The organism is Ruegeria sp. E8 (assembly GCF_056533985.1).
Window position 1 is genome coordinate 1 of record NZ_JBQFOY010000014.1, and the last position, 17,397, is coordinate 17,397.

At 59.3% G+C, this 17,397-nt stretch carries 16 protein-coding genes; 5 read left to right on the forward strand and 11 right to left on the reverse strand.

What is annotated here, in order from left to right; all coding sequences use genetic code 11:
* The 6 genes from ACR0LF_RS16610 to glyA all read right to left on the reverse strand — a co-directional run.
* Nucleotides 1–613, reverse strand: a 613-nt coding sequence (locus ACR0LF_RS16610; protein ID WP_480577245.1) for an aminomethyltransferase family protein, incomplete at its 3' end; no start/stop codon positions are given.
* A 16-nt stretch (nucleotides 614–629) separates the two neighbouring features.
* Nucleotides 630–1,052, reverse strand: coding sequence for a universal stress protein (locus ACR0LF_RS16615; RefSeq protein ID WP_480577242.1), 423 nt, complete (start codon nucleotides 1,050–1,052; stop codon nucleotides 630–632).
* A 79-nt stretch (nucleotides 1,053–1,131) separates the two neighbouring features.
* Nucleotides 1,132–2,502, reverse strand: coding sequence for an alanine/glycine:cation symporter family protein (locus ACR0LF_RS16620; RefSeq protein ID WP_480577239.1), 1,371 nt, complete (start codon nucleotides 2,500–2,502; stop codon nucleotides 1,132–1,134).
* A 25-nt stretch (nucleotides 2,503–2,527) separates the two neighbouring features.
* A complete protein-coding gene (gene lipA / locus ACR0LF_RS16625) occupies nucleotides 2,528–3,472 on the reverse strand; it encodes a lipoyl synthase (protein WP_480577236.1) in 945 nt (314 codons plus the stop codon).
* Nucleotides 3,473–3,486: 14 nt separating this feature from the next.
* On the reverse strand, nucleotides 3,487–4,869 hold the full coding sequence (gene lpdA / locus ACR0LF_RS16630) for a dihydrolipoyl dehydrogenase (RefSeq protein ID WP_480577233.1): 1,383 nt from the start codon (nucleotides 4,867–4,869) through the stop codon (nucleotides 3,487–3,489).
* 11 nt (nucleotides 4,870–4,880) lie between these two features.
* Entirely contained in the window at nucleotides 4,881–6,134 is a 1,254-nt protein-coding gene (glyA, locus tag ACR0LF_RS16635; RefSeq protein WP_480577230.1) for a serine hydroxymethyltransferase, read from the reverse strand.
* 147 nt (nucleotides 6,135–6,281) lie between these two features.
* Here glyA and ACR0LF_RS16640 point away from each other — a divergent pair, with 147 nt between their 5' ends.
* Nucleotides 6,282–6,893 (forward strand): helix-turn-helix domain-containing protein, encoded by a 612-nt coding sequence (locus ACR0LF_RS16640; protein WP_480577227.1) that lies wholly within the window; start codon nucleotides 6,282–6,284, stop codon nucleotides 6,891–6,893.
* A 45-nt stretch (nucleotides 6,894–6,938) separates the two neighbouring features.
* On the opposite strand, the gene ACR0LF_RS16645 is transcribed toward ACR0LF_RS16640, so the two are convergent.
* The gene (locus tag ACR0LF_RS16645) at nucleotides 6,939–7,886 is read right to left on the reverse strand and encodes a GlxA family transcriptional regulator (RefSeq protein WP_480577224.1); all 948 of its coding nucleotides are present in this window, start codon (nucleotides 7,884–7,886) and stop codon (nucleotides 6,939–6,941) included.
* 80 nt (nucleotides 7,887–7,966) lie between these two features.
* Here ACR0LF_RS16645 and ACR0LF_RS16650 point away from each other — a divergent pair, with 80 nt between their 5' ends.
* The 4 genes from ACR0LF_RS16650 to ACR0LF_RS16665 all read left to right on the forward strand — a co-directional run bounded on the left by ACR0LF_RS16650 (nucleotide 7,967) and on the right by ACR0LF_RS16665 (nucleotide 12,475).
* Nucleotides 7,967–9,127, forward strand: coding sequence for an acyl-CoA dehydrogenase family protein (locus tag ACR0LF_RS16650; protein WP_480577221.1), 1,161 nt, complete (start codon nucleotides 7,967–7,969; stop codon nucleotides 9,125–9,127).
* A 2-nt stretch (nucleotides 9,128–9,129) separates the two neighbouring features.
* Entirely contained in the window at nucleotides 9,130–11,145 is a 2,016-nt protein-coding gene (locus ACR0LF_RS16655; RefSeq protein ID WP_480577218.1) for an acetate--CoA ligase family protein, read from the forward strand.
* Between the two features lie 3 nt (nucleotides 11,146–11,148).
* A complete protein-coding gene (locus ACR0LF_RS16660; protein ID WP_480577215.1) occupies nucleotides 11,149–11,928 on the forward strand; it encodes a carnitinyl-CoA dehydratase in 780 nt (259 codons plus the stop codon).
* Between the two features lie 76 nt (nucleotides 11,929–12,004).
* Nucleotides 12,005–12,475, forward strand: a complete 471-nt coding sequence (locus ACR0LF_RS16665; protein WP_480577211.1) for a hypothetical protein — start codon at nucleotides 12,005–12,007, stop codon at nucleotides 12,473–12,475.
* Here ACR0LF_RS16665 and ACR0LF_RS16670 read toward each other — a convergent pair.
* From ACR0LF_RS16670 to ACR0LF_RS16685, 4 genes are read right to left on the reverse strand one after another with little or no spacing between them, the layout of a single operon-like run.
* On the reverse strand, nucleotides 12,466–13,536 hold the full coding sequence (locus ACR0LF_RS16670; RefSeq protein ID WP_480577208.1) for a polyprenyl synthetase family protein: 1,071 nt from the start codon (nucleotides 13,534–13,536) through the stop codon (nucleotides 12,466–12,468). The two genes, ACR0LF_RS16665 and ACR0LF_RS16670, sit on opposite strands and share 10 nt — an antisense overlap.
* A gap of 4 nt (nucleotides 13,537–13,540) precedes the next feature.
* Nucleotides 13,541–15,664: a hydroxysqualene dehydroxylase gene (locus ACR0LF_RS16675; protein WP_480577205.1), complete on the reverse strand. Its 2,124-nt coding sequence runs from the start codon at nucleotides 15,662–15,664 to the stop codon at nucleotides 13,541–13,543.
* On the reverse strand, nucleotides 15,657–16,481 hold the full coding sequence (locus tag ACR0LF_RS16680) for a DUF3237 domain-containing protein (protein WP_480577202.1): 825 nt from the start codon (nucleotides 16,479–16,481) through the stop codon (nucleotides 15,657–15,659). Before ACR0LF_RS16680 ends, ACR0LF_RS16675 begins: the two co-directional genes overlap by 8 nt.
* 14 nt (nucleotides 16,482–16,495) lie before the next feature.
* Nucleotides 16,496–17,374, reverse strand: a complete 879-nt coding sequence (locus tag ACR0LF_RS16685) for an encapsulin (RefSeq protein WP_480627492.1) — start codon at nucleotides 17,372–17,374, stop codon at nucleotides 16,496–16,498.
* Nucleotides 17,375–17,397: the final 23 nt, after the last annotated feature.

A 17,397-nucleotide genomic window follows, 5' to 3' on the forward strand; every position in this document is an offset into this window, starting at 1 on the left:
CCTCAATCGCCTTGTCCTCGGGGATCGAGATCTCATACCCGTCCTCGCCGGTATAGCCCAGACGCGAGATGCGGCATTCGACACCGTTGATATCCGCCACGGTGGTTTCCATGAACTTGAGATCGCGCGCCGCGGGGCAGAGTTCCCCCACCACGTCTTCGGCTTTGGGGCCCTGTACGGCCACCAGCGCGCGGTCGAAGATCTCGGTCACTTCGACGCCGTCCAGGTGCTCACGCATATGCGGAATATCCTGATGGCGCAGCGCCGCGTTCACCACCACAAAGTAGTGATCCCCCGCATTCGACACGATCAGGTCGTCCATGATCCCGCCTTCGGCATTGGTGAAGAACCCGTACCGCGCCTTGCCTTCCTTCAGCGTCGCATAGGCCTGCGGGCACAGCGCCTCGAGCTTCGCGCCCACATTCTCACCTCGCAGGATCACCTGGCCCATATGGCTCACATCAAACAACGCCGCCTTCTCACGACACTGTTTATGCTCCCCCATAATCCCCATAGGATACTGAACAGGCATCTCCCAACCAGCAAAATCAACCAGCTTACCTCCCAACTCAACATGCAACGAATGCAAAGGTGTGCGCTTAATGTCGGTCATTTTCTCAACCTTTCAATCAGCGGGACTGGTCACGAACGACCATGACGGTGCAATGCGCGTTGCGCACGACACGGGCCAGGTTCGGGCCAATCTCGTAATTCGGAAAATCCCCTTTGGTCGATGCCATGACGATCAGATCAAAGCCGTCCTTGTAGGCCAGCTTCAGGATTTCGCGGTAGACGCTGCCTTCTTCGACATGCACAGGCACATCTGAGGCATTGCCGTGATCCAGAATGGCCTGAACCGCGTCGCGGACGTGCTCTTTGGCACCGGCACCATAATTGGCGGGCAGGTTCGGCAGCTGGATGATCTCGGGGATGACGGCAACCGCATGCAACTCGGCACCGTAGAATTGTGCCTGTTCCAGCGCGAGCGGCAGGGCGTTTTTCCACGAGCGGTCGTCAGTGTGATCAATGGGCAGCAGGATTTTCGTGGCCATCTCATCTCTCCTCGAGATATGGAATTCTGTTTCAAAGGCGGGGGGCCGGGTTGGCCCCCCGTTTTTTCAAAGGGCCGGATTATTCGGCTGGTGAGCCGCCCGGTTCCTCGGACTGACCTCCGCTGGCGAAGAACTCTTTCGTCAGTTTGAAGACGATCGGGCTCAGCAGGGCCAGGGCGATCAGGTTCGGAATGGCCATCATGGCGTTCAGCGTATCTGCCAGCAGCCAGATAAAGCCCAGATCCGCGGTTGCGCCGAAGTAGATCGCGATGATCCACAGCACGCGGTACGGCATCAGGGATTTGACGCCCAGCAGGAACTCGACGCATTTCTCGCCGTAGAACGACCAGCCAAGGATGGTGGTGAAGGCAAAGATCGACAGCGCGATTGCGATCAGGTGACCGCCGCCAGGAATGGAGTTCGCAAAGGCCAGAGAGGTCAATGCCGCCCCGGATTCACCCGAGGTCCATGCGCCGGACGAGATGATTGCCAGACCGGTGATCGAGCAGACGATGATGGTGTCGATGAACGTACCCAGCATCGCGATCAGGCCCTGGTTGACCGGACCTTTGGTCTCGGCCGCCGCGTGTGCGATTGGAGCTGAACCCAGACCGGCTTCGTTCGAGAACACACCACGTGCCACACCAAAGCGGATGGCGGCCCAGACGGCTGCACCAGCAAATCCACCTTCGGCGGCGGAGGGGGTGAAGGCGTAGGTGAAGACCAGCGACAGTGCGTGACCGATGTTGCCGATGTTGATCAGCAGAACCAACAGGCCCGCGATGATGTAGGCAATCGCCATGAACGGAACCAGCTTACCGGCAACCGCACCGATGCGGGTGATGCCACCCAGAATAACGGCTGCAGTCAGAACCATCAGGACGACGCCGGTGACCGAGGTGTTCACGCCGAAGTTCGATTCCAGAACCTGAGCAACACCGTTGGCCTGTACGCCGTTGCCGATGCCGAAGGCTGCGATTGCGCCGAACAGGGCAAATGCAACACCCAGCCAGGCCCATTTCGCGCCGAGGCCGTTCTTGATGTAATACATCGGGCCGCCGACATAGTTGCCCAGCTCGTCCTTTTCACGGTATTTCACCGCGCAGACAGCCTCGGCATATTTGGTGGCCATGCCCACCAGGGCGGTCATCCACATCCAGAACAAAGCACCCGGACCGCCCAGGAAGACAGCAGTGGCCACACCGGCGATGTTCCCCGTACCGATGGTCGCCGACAGCGAGGTCATCAGCGCGTTGAACGGGCTGATTTGCCCTTCGCCCTGACCCTCACGGCCTTTGAACAGCAGGCTGAAACCTGTGCCAATGCGCAGGATCGGCATGAATTTCAGCCCGACCTGCAGGAAGAAGCCGACGCCAAGAATGAGAACCAGCATCAGCGGCCCCCATACGACGCCATTTATGGCCCCTACGATTGAATTTAACGCTTCCATGGTTTCCCTCCCATTTGCGTTAGGTTTATGCCCCGTTGGAGATGGCCCGCTGGCGGGCCTGTTTGAGGGCAGCGAAATCTTCGTCCGCGTGGAACGACGAACGGGTCAGCGGCGTTGCCGACACGTGCAAGAACCCTTTGGACCGGGCGACCTGTTCCAGTTGGGCAAACTCTTCGGGTGACCAAAACCGGTCAATCGGGTGGTGCTTTGGTGTGGGCTGCAAATATTGGCCCACGGTAAGGAAATCGACATTCGCCGCACGCAGATCGTCCATGACCTGCCGCACGTCATTCAAACTTTCCCCCAAACCTACCATAAGTCCTGATTTCGTAAAGATATTTTGGTTTGCGCGCTTGGCATCATCCAACAGCCGCAGCGAGGCGTAATAGCGCGCTCCGGGGCGGACGGTCGGATACAGATGGGGCACAGTTTCCAGATTGTGATTGAACACGTCCGGGGCGGCATCGAACACCACATCCGCAGCATTACCCTTGCCCAGAAAATCTGGGGTCAGAACCTCGACCGTAGTGCCGGGGTTCTGATGGCGCACGGCGCGGATCGTCTGGGCGACATGTTCCGCCCCACCATCGGCCAGATCATCTCGGTCGACCGAGGTGATGACCACATGGCGCAGGCCCAATTTCTTCACCGCTGCCGCGACGCGACCCGGTTCGAACACGTCCAGCGCATCCGGTCGGCCGGTGGCCACGTTGCAGAAAGAACAGCCGCGGGTGCAGACCTCGCCCATGATCATCATGGTGGCGTGGCGCTTGGACCAGCATTCACCGATATTGGGGCAGGCGGCCTCTTCGCAGACCGTTGCCAGATTATGCTCGCGCATCAGGCGGCGGGTTGCGTAATACTCAGGCCCCTCGATTTTCTTCCGTCGAATCCATTTGGGTTTGCGCGGAATGACGCTGTCGGCTTTTTGGGCCTTTTCCGGGTGGCGGGGGCGAAGCTGGATGGTCATCTGGCTGCCCTTCCTTACGCGTGGATCGCGCGACCCATGGCGTCAAGGCAGGCTTCTTTGACCGCCTCGCCCATGGCCGGGTGTGCATGACAGGTGGAGGCGACCTCGGACACGGTTGCGCCTTTGGTCATGGCCAGAACCAGCTCGGCGATCAGGTCGCCGCCATGGGCGCCGCAGATATGAGCACCAAGGATCTTGCCGTCGGAATCCGCCAGCACCTTGACCGCACCATCGGTGTCACCAGTCGAGCGCGCGCGCGAGTTGGCCATGAAGGCAAACTTGCCGACAGCGTATTCGATACCGGCTTCTTTCAGGGCCTCTTCCGTCAAACCGACCGAGGCCACCTCGGGGTCCGTGTAGACCACGCCCGGCACGGTGCTGTAATCGACGTGACCAGCTTCACCGGCCAGCATCTCGACACAGGCAACGCCGTCTTCTTCGGCCTTATGGGCCAGCATCGGGCCCGGAACACAGTCACCGATGGCATAGATGCCGGGCACAGAAGTTTGGAATGTGCCATCGACTTCGATGAAACCACGCGGGTTCACGGCCACGCCCAGGTCTTCCAGCCCAAGCCCACGCGTTACCGGGCGGCGGCCTACGGCGATCAGAACCTTGTCGGCTTCGATTACTTCTTCCTTGTCCTTGCCGACACGGTCCACGGTCAGAGACAGGCCACCTTCGGTTTTCTCAACCGATTTGAGGGCGCGACCCAGCTGGAACTTCAATCCGCGTTTGGACAGCGCGCGCTGCGCGAGCTTGGCGATCTCGCCATCGATGCCGGGCAAAACGCGATCCAGATATTCGACCACAGTGACCTTGGCACCCAATCGTGCCCAGACCTGACCCAGCTCCAGTCCGATGACACCCGCACCGATCACAACCAGATGATCCGGCACGCGTTCCAACGCAATGGCACCGGTCGAGCTCAGGACATCCTGCTCGTCGATTTCGATCCCCGGCAGAGAGGTCGGCTCTGACCCGGTCGCGATCAGGATGTTCTTTGCCTCGTATACGTCATCACCGACCTTGACCTGACCGGCGGCGGGGATACTGGCCCAGCCTTCGATCAGATCAACGCCGTTCTTCTTGAACAGGAACCCAATGCCCTTTGTCAGATCTCCGACGATCTTGTCCTTGCGCTCCATCATCGCGCCAACGTCGATGCTGGCCCCCTCGACGGCAATGCCGTGGGAGGAGAGATGCGCAAGCTCGGCATATTTGGCCGAGGAGGTCAGCAACGCTTTGGAGGGGATGCACCCTACGTTCAGACAGGTGCCGCCAAGTGCGCCGCGCCCTTCGACGCAGGCCACTTTCATACCCAGCTGAGCCGCGCGGATCGCAGCGACATAGCCGCCCGGTCCGCCCCCGATAACGATGAGATCGTAGGTATTCATTTCGCGTACTTTCAGTAAATCGGGTGGCTTGCGCAGAGCGCGCGAACCTTTTCGCGGGTTTCCTGTTCGACGGCGGCGTCACCTTCCGGCGACTGTGCGAGCGCATCCAGAACATCGCCGATCAGATGACCGATCCGCTTGAACTCTTCCGGGCCAAAGCCACGGCTGCATCCGGCGGCGGTGCCCAGACGGATGCCGCTGGTGATTGTGGGCTTTTCCGGATCACCGGGAACGCTGTTCTTGTTGCAGGTGAAACCGGCACGCTCCAGCGCCGCTTCGGCATCCTTGCCGGTCACGCCGACGGGGCGTAGATCGACCAGCATCAGGTGGTTCTCGGTGCCGCCGGAAACGATGTCACATCCGCGCGCCATCATGACGTTCGCCAAAGCCGAAGCGCTGTCGACGACACGCTGCATGTATTCCTTGAACTCGGGTTTCAACGCCTCGCCAAAAGCAACCGCCTTGCCTGCGATCACGTGCATCAGCGGGCCACCCTGAAGGCCGGGGAAGACGGCCGAGTTGATCTTTTTCGCCAGCGCCTCGTCATTGGTCAGAATGATGCCACCGCGGGGACCGCGCAGGGTTTTGTGCGTGGTTGAGGTCACGATATGCGCATGCCCCATGGGCGAGGGGTGCAGGCCGGTCGCCACCAGCCCGGCGATGTGGGCCATGTCGGCCAGCAACCACGCGCCGACCTCATCCGCGATTTCGCGGAACTTGGCAAAGTCGATTTTCTGGGAATAGGCTGACGCCCCGGCGATGATCAGCTTGGGCTTTTCCGCCCGGGCCAATTCCGCGACCTGATCATAGTCGATCAGACCCGCATCGGTCAGGCCATACTGTACAGGCCGAAACCACTTGCCGGATTGGGCAGGCTTCGCGCCATGGGTCAGGTGGCCGCCCGCATCCAGCGACATACCGAGAATGGTGTCGCCCGGGCTCAGCAACGCCAGCTTGACCGCGCCATTGGCCTGGGCACCGGAATGAGGCTGAACGTTCGCAAAATTACAGCCGAACAGTTTCTTGAGCCGTTCGATGGCCTCAACTTCGACCTCATCGACGTATTCACACCCACCGTAGTAACGGCGCCCCGGATAACCTTCGGCATACTTATTGGTCAGCACCGAACCCTGAGCTTCGATCACTGCTTTCGAGACAATGTTTTCGGAAGCGATCAATTCGATCTGTTCCGCCTGACGCGTTCCCTCGCGTGAGATCGACGCAGCGATTACCGGATCTGCTTCAACTAGCGACGTTTTGAACATTGTCTCCTCCTCTCGTTCCGAATCCCAAGTACGAAACTTTGTTTCCAATAGTGGAAAATGGGAACAAAAAGCAACAAAAATCTCTCATTCAGGAAGTTGCGACTGTGTGAAGAAACCTGTACCCTTTGATAAAACAAGGAGAATTCGATGGGCGAGGAAGGCCGAAGTGATGTTTCCGGACAGGAACCTTTGGACGAAGGCGAGGCGCTGGGGCGTTCCATCCGCGACGCGCGGCGTGCAAAAGGATGGACTTTGGAGGAAGCGGGCCGTGCTGCGGGAATCGGTCGGTCCACGCTGTCGAAGATCGAAAACAACCAGACACGGCCAAGTTTTGACATTGTACGGCGCCTGACTCAGGCGCTGGATATGAGCACACCGCAGCTGTTTCTGCAGTCGGGTCAGTCAGGCCCGTCGGGAATTTCCGGACGACGTGATTTCACTCCGAAAGGCGAGGGGGAAATCAAATCCACGCCCACATACATGCACGAACTGCTGTGTCCGGAACTGACCAGCAAACGCATGTTGCCTTACATTGCAACAATCAAAGCCCGCGATCTTTCAGAGTTCGAGACCTGGATTCGACATTCTGGCGAAGAATTCATGTATGTGCTCAGCGGTGAACTGATCTTCGTATCCGAACACTACCGCCCCTTGCCGATGAAGGCTGGCGACTCGCTTTATTACGACAGCGGCATGGGCCATGGCTGCATCTCGACCAGCGAGGAGGACGCCAAAGTATTGTGGGTTTCTCTGGAATGACCTGCACGGCATGACTGAAGAAGCGCGCTGTCGCTGTCTGCACCGTCAATGCTCGGAAAAGGTCCCGTTCCGGAACGCCGTCGGTGTCTGACCGAATTCGGCCTTGAACGCGCGCGTCATCGCGCTGGCGTTTTCATATCCACAACGCCCGGCAATCTCGGTGATGGATTGCTCGGTGTCTTCTGCCAGATTGCGCGCCAGATTCAGGCGCAGGCGGCGATACAGCGCCTGCGGCGTGGTTTTGAGTTCCGCCTGAACACGCGTTTCGATCCGTTTCTGCGAGCACCCGATTTTCCGGGCCACCTCCCGGATGGACAGCGGTGTCTCAATATTCGCTTGCATGACGACCAATGCCCGGTTGACCAGAGTGTCTTCGGATTTCAGGGGCAGGGCATAATTGTCCCGCCCATTCCGGCCCATCAGCAGATGTCCAACCTCCATGGACAACAGCGGGCCGTGATCTCTGCGAATAAGGGCCGAGGCCAGATCGTACGCAGCCATGGCACCGGTACAGGTCAGGCGGTTGCGGTCGATCACAAAGCGTTCCTGAACCACATCGACGGCCGGAAATCTCTCTTCGAACCGCGACAACTCATCCCAGTGAATGGTCGCCCGGTGTTCATCCAGCAATCCGGCACGGGCCAGCAGCCAGCTTCCGGTATCCAGACCTGCGACCTGCCGATGTTTCCGTGCCGCCGCCAGCACGGCACGCGTGGTCGAACGCGAATCCAGCTTTAGATAGCCATATGAAGGCATAACAACCAGAACGTCGCCGTGCTGATCGGAGATTGCACCATTCGGAGTGACAACAAGACCGCTGGAGCTTTGCACCGGCGCGCCGTCGACGGAGCAGAATTTCCACGCATACAAAACCTGCCTGGACAGGTTATTCGCCGCCCTGAGCGGTTCAACCATGTTTGCAAGGCAGTGGTTCGAGAACCCGTTGAAGAGCAGGATATTGTATTGTTGCGTTAAAATTTTCGAATTTGGCATGATATGGTATCAATTCTGCATATCGTGACCATGATTGATGACGTTTGTTGGGTCAACCACCGATTCAGGGAACACGCGCCATGCAGTTTGGTCTGACAGAAGAACAGGACATGATCGTCTCGACGGTCCGCAGCTTTGTTGAAAACGAAATCTACCCGCATGAAGACGCGGTCGAACGCAGCGGTACCGTCCCGAAAGAATTGGGCAATGAGATCAAGCAGAAATGTATCGATCTGGGCTTTTACGCCTGTAATTTCCCCGAGGAAGTCGGCGGTGCCGGCCTCTCGCATCTGGATTTTACTCTGGTCGAACGGGAACTTGGCCGTGGTTCGATGGCGCTGACGCATTTCTTTGGCCGTCCGCAGAACATCCTGATGGCTTGCAATGACGAGCAGCGCGAACGCTATCTGCTGCCCGCCGTGCGGGGCGACAGGATGGATGCCCTCGCGATGACCGAACCGGATGCCGGGTCGGACGTGCGCGGCATGAAATGCCAGGCGGTGCGTGATGGTGGCGACTGGGTTGTCAACGGGTCGAAACACTTCATCTCAGGCGCGGAACACGCGGATTTCTTCATTGTCTTCATCGCAACGGGCGTGGACGAAACCCCGAAAGGCCCTAAAAAGCGCATCACTACCTTTCTGGTGGATCGCGGTACTCCGGGGTTCGAAGTGCGCGAGGGCTATAACTCGGTCAGCCACAAGGGCTACAAGAACTACATCCTGTATTTCGACAATTGCCGTCTGCCCGACGCGCAGGTTCTGGGCGAGGTCGATGGCGGCTTTGCCGTGATGAACGAATGGCTTTATGCAACCCGCCTGACGGTGGCGGCGTTCTCGGTCGGTCGCGCGCGCCGCTGCTTTGACTATGCGCTGAACTACGCTGCCGAGCGCAAGCAATTCGGCCAGCCCATCGGCAAGTTTCAGGGCATCGGCTTTCAGATCGCAGATATGATCACCGAGATCGACGCCGCCGACTGGCTGACCCTTGCTGCCGCGTGGCGTCTGGATCAAAACCTGCCGTCAAATCGCGAGATTGCCTCGGCCAAGCTCTATGCTTCGGAAACGCTGGCGCGGGTGACGGATGCAACTCTGCAAGTCTATGGTGGTATGGGTTTGATGGATGACTTCCCGATCGAACGGTTCTGGCGCGATGCACGGGTCGAGCGCATCTGGGACGGCACCAGTGAAATTCAGCGCCACATCATCAGCCGTGATCTTCTGCGTCCGCTGGGCGCCTGACCATGAACAAAGATCTTACCCGGCTATTGCGTCCGAAAACCATCGCGGTCATTGGCGGCGGTGCCTGGTGCCAGCAGGTTATTCTGCAATCCGAACGCATGGGCTATGCCGGTCAAATCTGGCCGGTACACCCCAAAGCCTCGGAGATTGCTGGCCATAAGGTCTTCGGCCACATCGAAGACTTGCCCGAAGCCCCGGACGCTGTGTTCATCGGCATCAACCGCCACGCCACGATTGAGGCGGTTCACATCCTGTCCAGCATGGGCGCGGGCGGGGCGGTGTGCTTCGCCTCGGGCTTTTCCGAGGCCGTCGCCGAAGATGACACCGGCGGAGACCTGCAAGACCAGCTAATCGCTGCAGCCGGTGACATGCCCATTCTTGGCCCGAACTGTTATGGCTATATCAACGCGCTGGACGGGGCCCTGCTGTGGCCGGATCAGCACGGGGCGACGCCTGTGGACAAGGGCGTGGCGATCCTGACGCAAAGTTCGAACATCTCGATCAACCTGACCATGCAGAAACGCGGGTTGCCGATTGCCTACATGTTGGCCTGCGGAAACATGGCCCAGACCAGTCAGGCCGAGATCGCCTCGGGTCTGATCGACGATCCGCGCGTAACAGCCGTGGGCCTGCATATCGAAGGTTTCAAGGACATCCGGGAATGGGAGGCGCTGGCCGCCAAGGCCCATGCAAAGGGCATCCCGCTGGTCGCCCTCAAAGTCGGCGCGTCGGAACAGGCACAGGCCGCAACCGTCTCTCATACCGCGTCTCTGGCGGGCAGCGACGCAGGCGCACAGGCGCTGCTGGACCGGTTGGGCATCCCGCGTCTTTCGACGTTGCCGGATTTCCTAGAAACGCTGAAACTGCTGCACTGCTACGGGCCGCTCCCCGGCGGTAACATCGCGTCGATCAGCTGTTCGGGGGGTGAGGCGAGCCTGATCGCAGACATGGCCGTCGGCACCGGCCTGACCTTCCCGCAGCTGAGCGATGATAAAAAAGCCTGCCTGCGCGACGCGCTTGGTCCGATGGTGGCGCTGAACAACCCGCTGGATTACCACACCTATATCTGGCGTGACGAACAGGCGATGGCGCAGGCATGGTCCGGCATGACGGGCGAGGATATCGACCTGACGTTCTCAATCGTCGACTACCCGACCACTGACCCAACCGACTGGAGCTGTGCAACCCGCGCAGCGTTAAAAGTGCGCAAGGACACCGGCGCTCGGTTTGCAATCGTTGCGACACTGCCTGAACTGCTGCCGGAGGACGTCGCCCAAGACCTGATGGCGGGTGGCGTTGTACCATTCATGGGACTGCGCGAAGCGTTGGCTGCCACGCGCGCAGCAGGAAAGGTCTCGACCCCATCCGGTCATCCTGTCTGGTTGCCGGGCACGGTTGAGGCGACCCAAACCTTGACCGAAGGTCAATCGAAACAGGAACTGGCCGAATGCGGCCTGCGCATCCCCCAAAACCGCACGGTTCGCGGGCCAGAGGAAGCCCATGCGGCAGCGCAGGACATGCAGGCCCCATTTGCCGTCAAAGGCGTTGGGTTGGCCCACAAGTCCGAACACGCCGCTGTTCGGCTGGGTATCATGTCCGAGGATGTGGCCTGTGTTGCAGCCGATATTGGCACCAATGAAATCCTGATCGAAGAGATGATCATCGGAACCGTCGCTGAACTGCTGGTCGGTGTTGTTCGTGACCCCGCGCATGGGTTTGTCCTGACATTGGGGGCAGGGGGCGTGCTGACCGAAGTCCTGCGCGACACAGTGTCGACGCTGGTACCCAGCCCGCCCGAGGACATCCGCACCGCGCTTGGCCAATTGAAAATCGCCCCCTTGCTGGCGGGCTATCGCGGCCAACCGGCGGCTGATATGGAAGCGATTGTTGCCGCGGTCGAGGCTGTTCAGGCCTATGTGATGCAAAATGCCGACACGCTTGGCGAGGTCGAGATTAACCCCCTCCTGTGCACGCCGGACAAGGCGGTTGCCGTGGATGCCCTGATAAGAAAGGCCTGAGATATGGACCCGATTAAAACCCGCCGCGACGGAACAATCCTTGAGGTGACATTGGACCGCCCCAAGGCCAATGCCATCGATCTGGCCACCAGCCGCAGAATGGGCGAGGTCTTTACCGAATTTCGCGACGACCCTGAGTTGCGCGTGGCCATCCTGACCGGTGCGGGTGAGAAGTTCTTTTGCCCCGGCTGGGACCTGAAAGCCGCAGCCGAAGGTGATGCGGTAGACGGGGATTACGGTGTCGGCGGGTTCGGAGGTCTGCAAGAGTTGCGCGACCTGAACAAACCGGTGATCGCAGCCGTCAACGGCATCGCCTGTGGTGGCGGGCTGGAACTGGCCTTGTCGGCGGACATGATCCTTGCCGCCGATCACGCCACATTCGCCTTGCCGGAAATCCGCTCAGGAACAGTCGCGGATGCGGCCAGCGTCAAACTGCCCAAGCGTATTCCCTATCACATCGCGATGGAGCTGCTGCTTACGGGCCGGTGGTTCGACGCCGAAGAGGCCAATCGATGGGGTCTGGTGAACGAGATCGTCGCCGCCGATCAATTGCTGGATCGCGCATGGGAACTGGCCCGCCTTCTGGCCTCGGGGCCGCCGCTGGTATATGCCGCGATCAAGGAAATCGTACGCGATGCCGAAGACGCCAAGTTTCAGGATGCCATGAACCGCATCACTAAGCGCCAGTTGCGCACTGTGGATGTCCTTTATGCCAGCGAAGACCAATTGGAAGGCGCGCGCGCATTTGCCGAGAAACGAGATCCGGTCTGGAAAGGGAAATAGCCGAAACGGCGTTTTCTTTGGCTGTGGCAGGTAGATTTGCCATTTACTGATCCGCGCTGCACGTGCACAGTTAAGCATGCCTTATTTCGAGCGAAAACCATACGTTAGTGCGCCTCGTGCGGTCAGCCCCATTGCGCCGCAGCTGGACGCGCAACCGATTTCCGATGTCGCGCGCCGCGTGCTGGATGCAGAGCGTGGCGCGCACAAACGTCTTGAAGGCCCGTTCAGGTGCCGCAAGACCTGCCACCCCGGCAGCACCGCCACCATTTTGCTGTCCTTTGCAGCTCCGGAAGGCACGGAACCGGTTGAGATGCAGTTCGAACCGGGCGATCTGACCAATCCCAACGGCGAGATTCTGCCCGCAAACCGGGTCAATGTGATCCCACCTCAAATCCGGCTTAATCCGGGCGAGGCTACGGATGTCGCCGTCGCTGTTACCGTGCCTGATCTTACAGAGCCCGGTGAATATCACGGCCGGATCGCCTGCACCGGAACGGATCAGACCTCGCTTGTCGTGGTGTTTGATATTGCGGGCGCTCAGACCTGACGGGTCACGAGATAATCCATGAATTGCCCCAGAAACGCACGCGGCGCTTCTTCCGCGTTGGCAAACACCTGAGCAAATTCGCGACGCGCCGATGACAACAGGTCATTCGCCGCGTCCTGCGCATAGCGGATACATCCGTAGTGGTTCATGCGATCCAGAACCCAGCCGACGTCCTGTGTTGAACGGCTGTCGCGCGGGTTTGACAGCATATCCGCCAGCCGCGCCTGTTCCGCTTCCTCAGCCTGCAAACTAAGCTGGCCCAGCATCAGTGTGCGCTTACCTTCGTAAATGTCGCCGCCGATCTCTTTCCCGTATTTGTCTTGCGAGCCGACAAGGTTCAGCACGTCGTCCTGAATCTGAAAGGCTGCGCCCAGAAAGAACCCGAAGGCATTGAAATCATCCAGGTTAAGCGCGCCGGACGCGACATCCTGTGGCCGGGCAATCAGCGCCCCGATACGCATGGGGTGAATGAAACTGTACCAGCATGTCTTTTTCAGACACATCCTCAGATAGTCTGACGCATCGACGTTCAGTCTGTTGTCACGAATCCAGCCAAGCTCCAGCGCCTGACCTTCGATGGATTGCTGTAACAGATGGTCGAACTCATCAACCACACGCATCCCAGTTTCCAAACCCAACGGCCCAAGGTTCTGACGCAGCAGGCGCAGGGCAAGCGATTGCATCCCGTCGCCGGTGTTGATCGCCAAAGGAACCCCAAGCCGTTTGTGCATACATTCACGCCCACGCCTGAAATCGCTTTGATCTTCGATGTCATCGTGGATCAGAAAGGCATTGTGCAGCAACTCAAGAACAGCGGCCGACACCCTCGCATTCTCGCTGTTGCCGCCGAAGGCTTCGCATGTGGCCAGCAACAGCGCGGGCCGCAACCCCTTGCCCGAGGTTTCGATGTAATCCCGCATCGGACCATACAAATAGGCCTGAGGCTCTCCGGTCGGCAAAAGACCCAAAAGCGTGTCGCGCGCCCGATCCCCGTAAGAGGTCAGCGTTTTCAGAAAGTCCTGCTGTGCCGCAGGATCCAAATGCGCGGTTCCGGATTTCACAGGCTCAGCCCTTTTGGGTGATGATCACGCGGCTTCTGTTTTCCCGCCCGCCGGACGGGCCAGCGTCGTTGCCGAGAGAGGAAAACGGAGTATCTGTCATCGGTAAAGCTCTGGACAAGACATCCGACTGACCACTGTCCCGACCCAGATCGTATGCGACATCTTCGGCCAACTCGTCCCCGGGGATCGGCAGATCAGCAGTGGGTTCGTAGTTGGCAATGAGATCGAACAGCTCTTTGGGCGGGCAGATCATGCGCAGCGCTTCTGCAATCGCAGGGTCTTCGGTAATGCCGCCGGGTTTTGAGTATTCCGCCGCCGGTTCACCGATCACGGCAAGAGGGCCATCTCCGCCACGATCTATTCCTGCCGTGTCTTGACCCATTTTCAGCGCCGCTTCCACCGCCATCGCGAAGCGGTTGTCCCACGGCAAGCCGGCCTGGTAGCGGGCATAATCGTAGGCACGCAGCGGTTTCAGGATGTCCGGCTCATGCAGATCCCAGATTTGGCAGGGCTCCGCATCCGATCCGCTGCGCTGTAGGATTGCGTTGACAGCCCGGCGCGCCGCTTCGTTCGCGCCCTCCATGGTGGCAAGATCGGTAAACGTGCGCACGTAATCCGATGCCAGAAAGAAATTCGGGATCAAGGTGGCTGCGTCCGGGCGCAATCGCCAGCTGTTGATGCGATTAACTAGCAGAGGTTCGACATTGCTTTGACGCTTCGGATCGTTCGGGTCCTGAACAATGTCGGGATCGAGGAACCAGTAATGCATATCCTCATCGCGCAGAACGGTTTCCCCATCCACGTTGATGCTGCGCTTGAGCTGCTCCCAGACCTCGCTGGCAATCTCTTCCCGGCTGCAATCGCGCGCTGTCTTGCCGTTCAGACCCGGCTTGTCCCATTCGGAAATGTCGATCGACAACAGGCCCTTGGTCTTGCCTTCCGCCCAGTTTTCGAAATTGATGCCCGGCCAGAACTGTTTTTGCGACACGGCCGTCAAAGCCCATGGGCTGTCGATGAAGATAACGTGGCCATGGGTCAGTTCGACCTCCTTGGTCAGATAGAACTGAATGCCGTTCATCCATTGCACGTCATCGGCCAGCAATGGCAATTTCGCCAGCGCCGGATCAACCGCCATCATTTCCGGGGTCACAAGCGGAGCGATGCGCTCAATCGGCATCGCACTGATGAACCAATCCCCGGTGACCTGCTTTTCTTCTCCATCCTGTTCGACCGTCGCGCCAACGATCCGGCCATTCCGGCACTCGATACCGGTGACTTTCGAGTCGAAATTGTAAACGACCCCATTGCTTGTCAGGTAATCCAGCCAGGGCTGTATCCAGACAAGATTGGTGGGCCCGTTCAGCAACCTGTTGCAATGCGGCTCGGGCGTCGCGATACCCAACTGAAGCTGAACCGCAATGTCCCCGACGGTCTTGGTGCTGGCGGTTGTCGCCTTGGCAGCCACCAATGACCGGGTCAGGCCGATGGCAAGAAATTTCTGATAGGCTTCCGAGCGATCTTCGGCGCCGATGAAATCCCACCAGCCAATGCGTTCATATTCGTCGAACCGACGCTCCTTGCAGGAGGTCGCGATCCGCCACATACAGGCGACAAAATGTTCGACATCCTCATAGGCGATCTGGTCGCGCGGAGAGAGCGCGAAGGCAATGGTCTTGAATGTATCCGCCACATCCTTGAGCGTACGAGGAAACCGTTCCGGGACAATGATACCCGGTTTGTCGAACTGGCTGACCAGAACCTGAGTGGTCGGGACCAGATTGTCGAAACAGGTGCCTTTGTCATAATAGGGCGTGCGGGCCATCGTGTCCGTGATATGTCGATAAAAGTTCGGGAAAAACCGGAACCCATGCTCACCGGGCAGCCAAGGACGTTTCACGCCGGGCGGATATTTGGCGCCGTCCATCTCGGCCCATTTTTCCAGCGCCTTGATGTGTTTCGCCTTCGAGCCGTGATCCCCTTCGCCCTTCATAACGGGGATGCTGCGGGCTTTGCCGCCGGGGATCAGTTGGCGCTCGTGGATCTCTACCTCGAAACCGCGTTCAATCAGTTCATGCGCGGCGCTCATGCCGGCCACGCCACCGCCTAGAATGACAACCTTTTCAGGCATCGGAAGTTCCTTTCGCGGAATAGACGTCAAAGCGCAGGGTGATGTCCGACAGGCTGGCTTCGCCAATGCCAAATCCCTGCAACCTGTTCATCCAGGCGTAATGCGGGTTCGAAGTCACATAGCGCGGGGCAAGCCGCACCGGGGCCGAATCGGGCAGGTTGCCCTTGGACAACGCCGCATAGCCATTGGGGCCGAAATCACACACGCCTGTATCTTCAAACAGGATCGGCGCGCCCCCGCCAGAAGGCTTGATGAGCGCCTTGGCATGAAGAAGACCCACACCGTCCGACCGCACGCGCATCCAGTCGCCGCCAACCGGTTCGATCGTCCCACTTACATTCGCGCCTTCGACGGTGCCGCCCTGTTTTATCCGGAAATGCAACCAAATCCCGTCCGGTGTCTCGCCCGAAGGGTGAAAATTGCCGTCGAATGGCACGATGAACTTGGCGACATGTTCCAGAACCGGCGATTGCGCAGCAGGTTTTTTGGGATCTTGCTGGGCGGCTTCAGGTGCTTTTTCCGGCCCCGGGTCATACTCGCGCCCACCCGAAGTCAGCACTGGTCGCCAGGACAAAGATTTTTCCTGCGCCACCGAGGGCAGGAGGGCAGCAAATTGCTGAAACCCGGTTTGCGGATCACGCGACACAGGCCACCCACGAACGGCGCGTTCGGGACCACCGTTTTCCGAACAGATCAGGCGGACCGTGTCATGGGATGACACGGCGGGGCCTGCTTCGATCAGAACCCGATTGAGGCCGTTTGCGTTGATCGCCTCGGACCAACGCAGGGTTACGCCCCGGTCTGTGAACTCGCGCACGACCCGATCTCCGGTCAGCACGTGATGGTGCAGATGGCCCGAGCTTCCTTGATCCTGAGGTGGAATTTCTGCTGCACGCGAAAGACATGCTCACCCTCGGCAGAGGTTTGCAGATACTTCACGGCGATGTCCGAGGGCACGACGATTTCAACCGGAGCCCCCTGCAGGGACACCAGCGCCGCCTTGTTTGCGGGCAGGGTGCCCGAACGCAGCAATGGCCCGTCCAGGAACGGAAGAATGCTGTCGCGCGGCAGCACCATCGAATTGGGCAACGGGGTCGTAACGGCCTGGAACAGACCATTGCCCATTACACAGGCGTAGGGGCCCAGATAACCGTGCGATTCCAGCTTGTTGATGCCTGCAACGACGGCTTCAAAAACCTCGGGGCCGGTATAGGATTTTTTCTTTGCAGAGGTGGAAGAGTCCTCGCCAGCCTCAAGCAATCCCGGATACTTACCGCCGCCGCTGACTGTATAGATCGGCGGCAACGCGGCGGGCGCACCACCTGCGTGTTTGGGGGCCTCTCCGACACCGGGCTGACCGTTGAAAATGATGTCATCTTCTACTCGCGCTACCACGGCGGCGGCGCGGCGGAACATGATCAAAGCCGCAGCCAGTTCAGGATCAGCCACCTGGGCGCCCTTCAGATACACGTTCACCGAAACGGTTGTAAGACGCAGGGTATCATAGTCGTTCACGTCCAGGCGCTTGGATGCACCGGATGAGCTGTCGACCAGATCCAGCTTGTTCAGAGGAACAGATTGCGTGTCCGCAGGCAGCGGCCCGTACAGAGGCAGAAAGCTTGCGGCCACCCGCGCACGAAGCGCCTCATCATGGACGGCCTTGTTTACGGCACTCCACTGTTCTTCTGTCCAACTCAACGCTTCGGTCATTTCAAATCCCTCTCGGTGTTGCT

Coding starts and splice junctions, on each gene's coding strand:
- ACR0LF_RS16615 (WP_480577242.1), bottom strand. CDS start 1,052: ATGGCCACGAAAATCCTGCTGCCCATTGATCACACTGACGACCGCTCG.
- ACR0LF_RS16620 (WP_480577239.1), bottom strand. CDS start 2,502: ATGGAAGCGTTAAATTCAATCGTAGGGGCCATAAATGGCGTCGTATGG.
- lipA (WP_480577236.1), bottom strand. CDS start 3,472: ATGACCATCCAGCTTCGCCCCCGCCACCCGGAAAAGGCCCAAAAAGCC.
- lpdA (WP_480577233.1), bottom strand. CDS start 4,869: ATGAATACCTACGATCTCATCGTTATCGGGGGCGGACCGGGCGGCTAT.
- glyA (WP_480577230.1), bottom strand. CDS start 6,134: ATGTTCAAAACGTCGCTAGTTGAAGCAGATCCGGTAATCGCTGCGTCG.
- ACR0LF_RS16640 (WP_480577227.1), top strand. CDS start 6,282: ATGGGCGAGGAAGGCCGAAGTGATGTTTCCGGACAGGAACCTTTGGAC.
- ACR0LF_RS16645 (WP_480577224.1), bottom strand. CDS start 7,886: ATGCCAAATTCGAAAATTTTAACGCAACAATACAATATCCTGCTCTTC.
- ACR0LF_RS16650 (WP_480577221.1), top strand. CDS start 7,967: ATGCAGTTTGGTCTGACAGAAGAACAGGACATGATCGTCTCGACGGTC.
- ACR0LF_RS16655 (WP_480577218.1), top strand. CDS start 9,130: ATGAACAAAGATCTTACCCGGCTATTGCGTCCGAAAACCATCGCGGTC.
- ACR0LF_RS16660 (WP_480577215.1), top strand. CDS start 11,149: ATGGACCCGATTAAAACCCGCCGCGACGGAACAATCCTTGAGGTGACA.
- ACR0LF_RS16665 (WP_480577211.1), top strand. CDS start 12,005: ATGCCTTATTTCGAGCGAAAACCATACGTTAGTGCGCCTCGTGCGGTC.
- ACR0LF_RS16675 (WP_480577205.1), bottom strand. CDS start 15,664: ATGCCTGAAAAGGTTGTCATTCTAGGCGGTGGCGTGGCCGGCATGAGC.
- ACR0LF_RS16685 (WP_480627492.1), bottom strand. CDS start 17,374: ATGACCGAAGCGTTGAGTTGGACAGAAGAACAGTGGAGTGCCGTAAAC.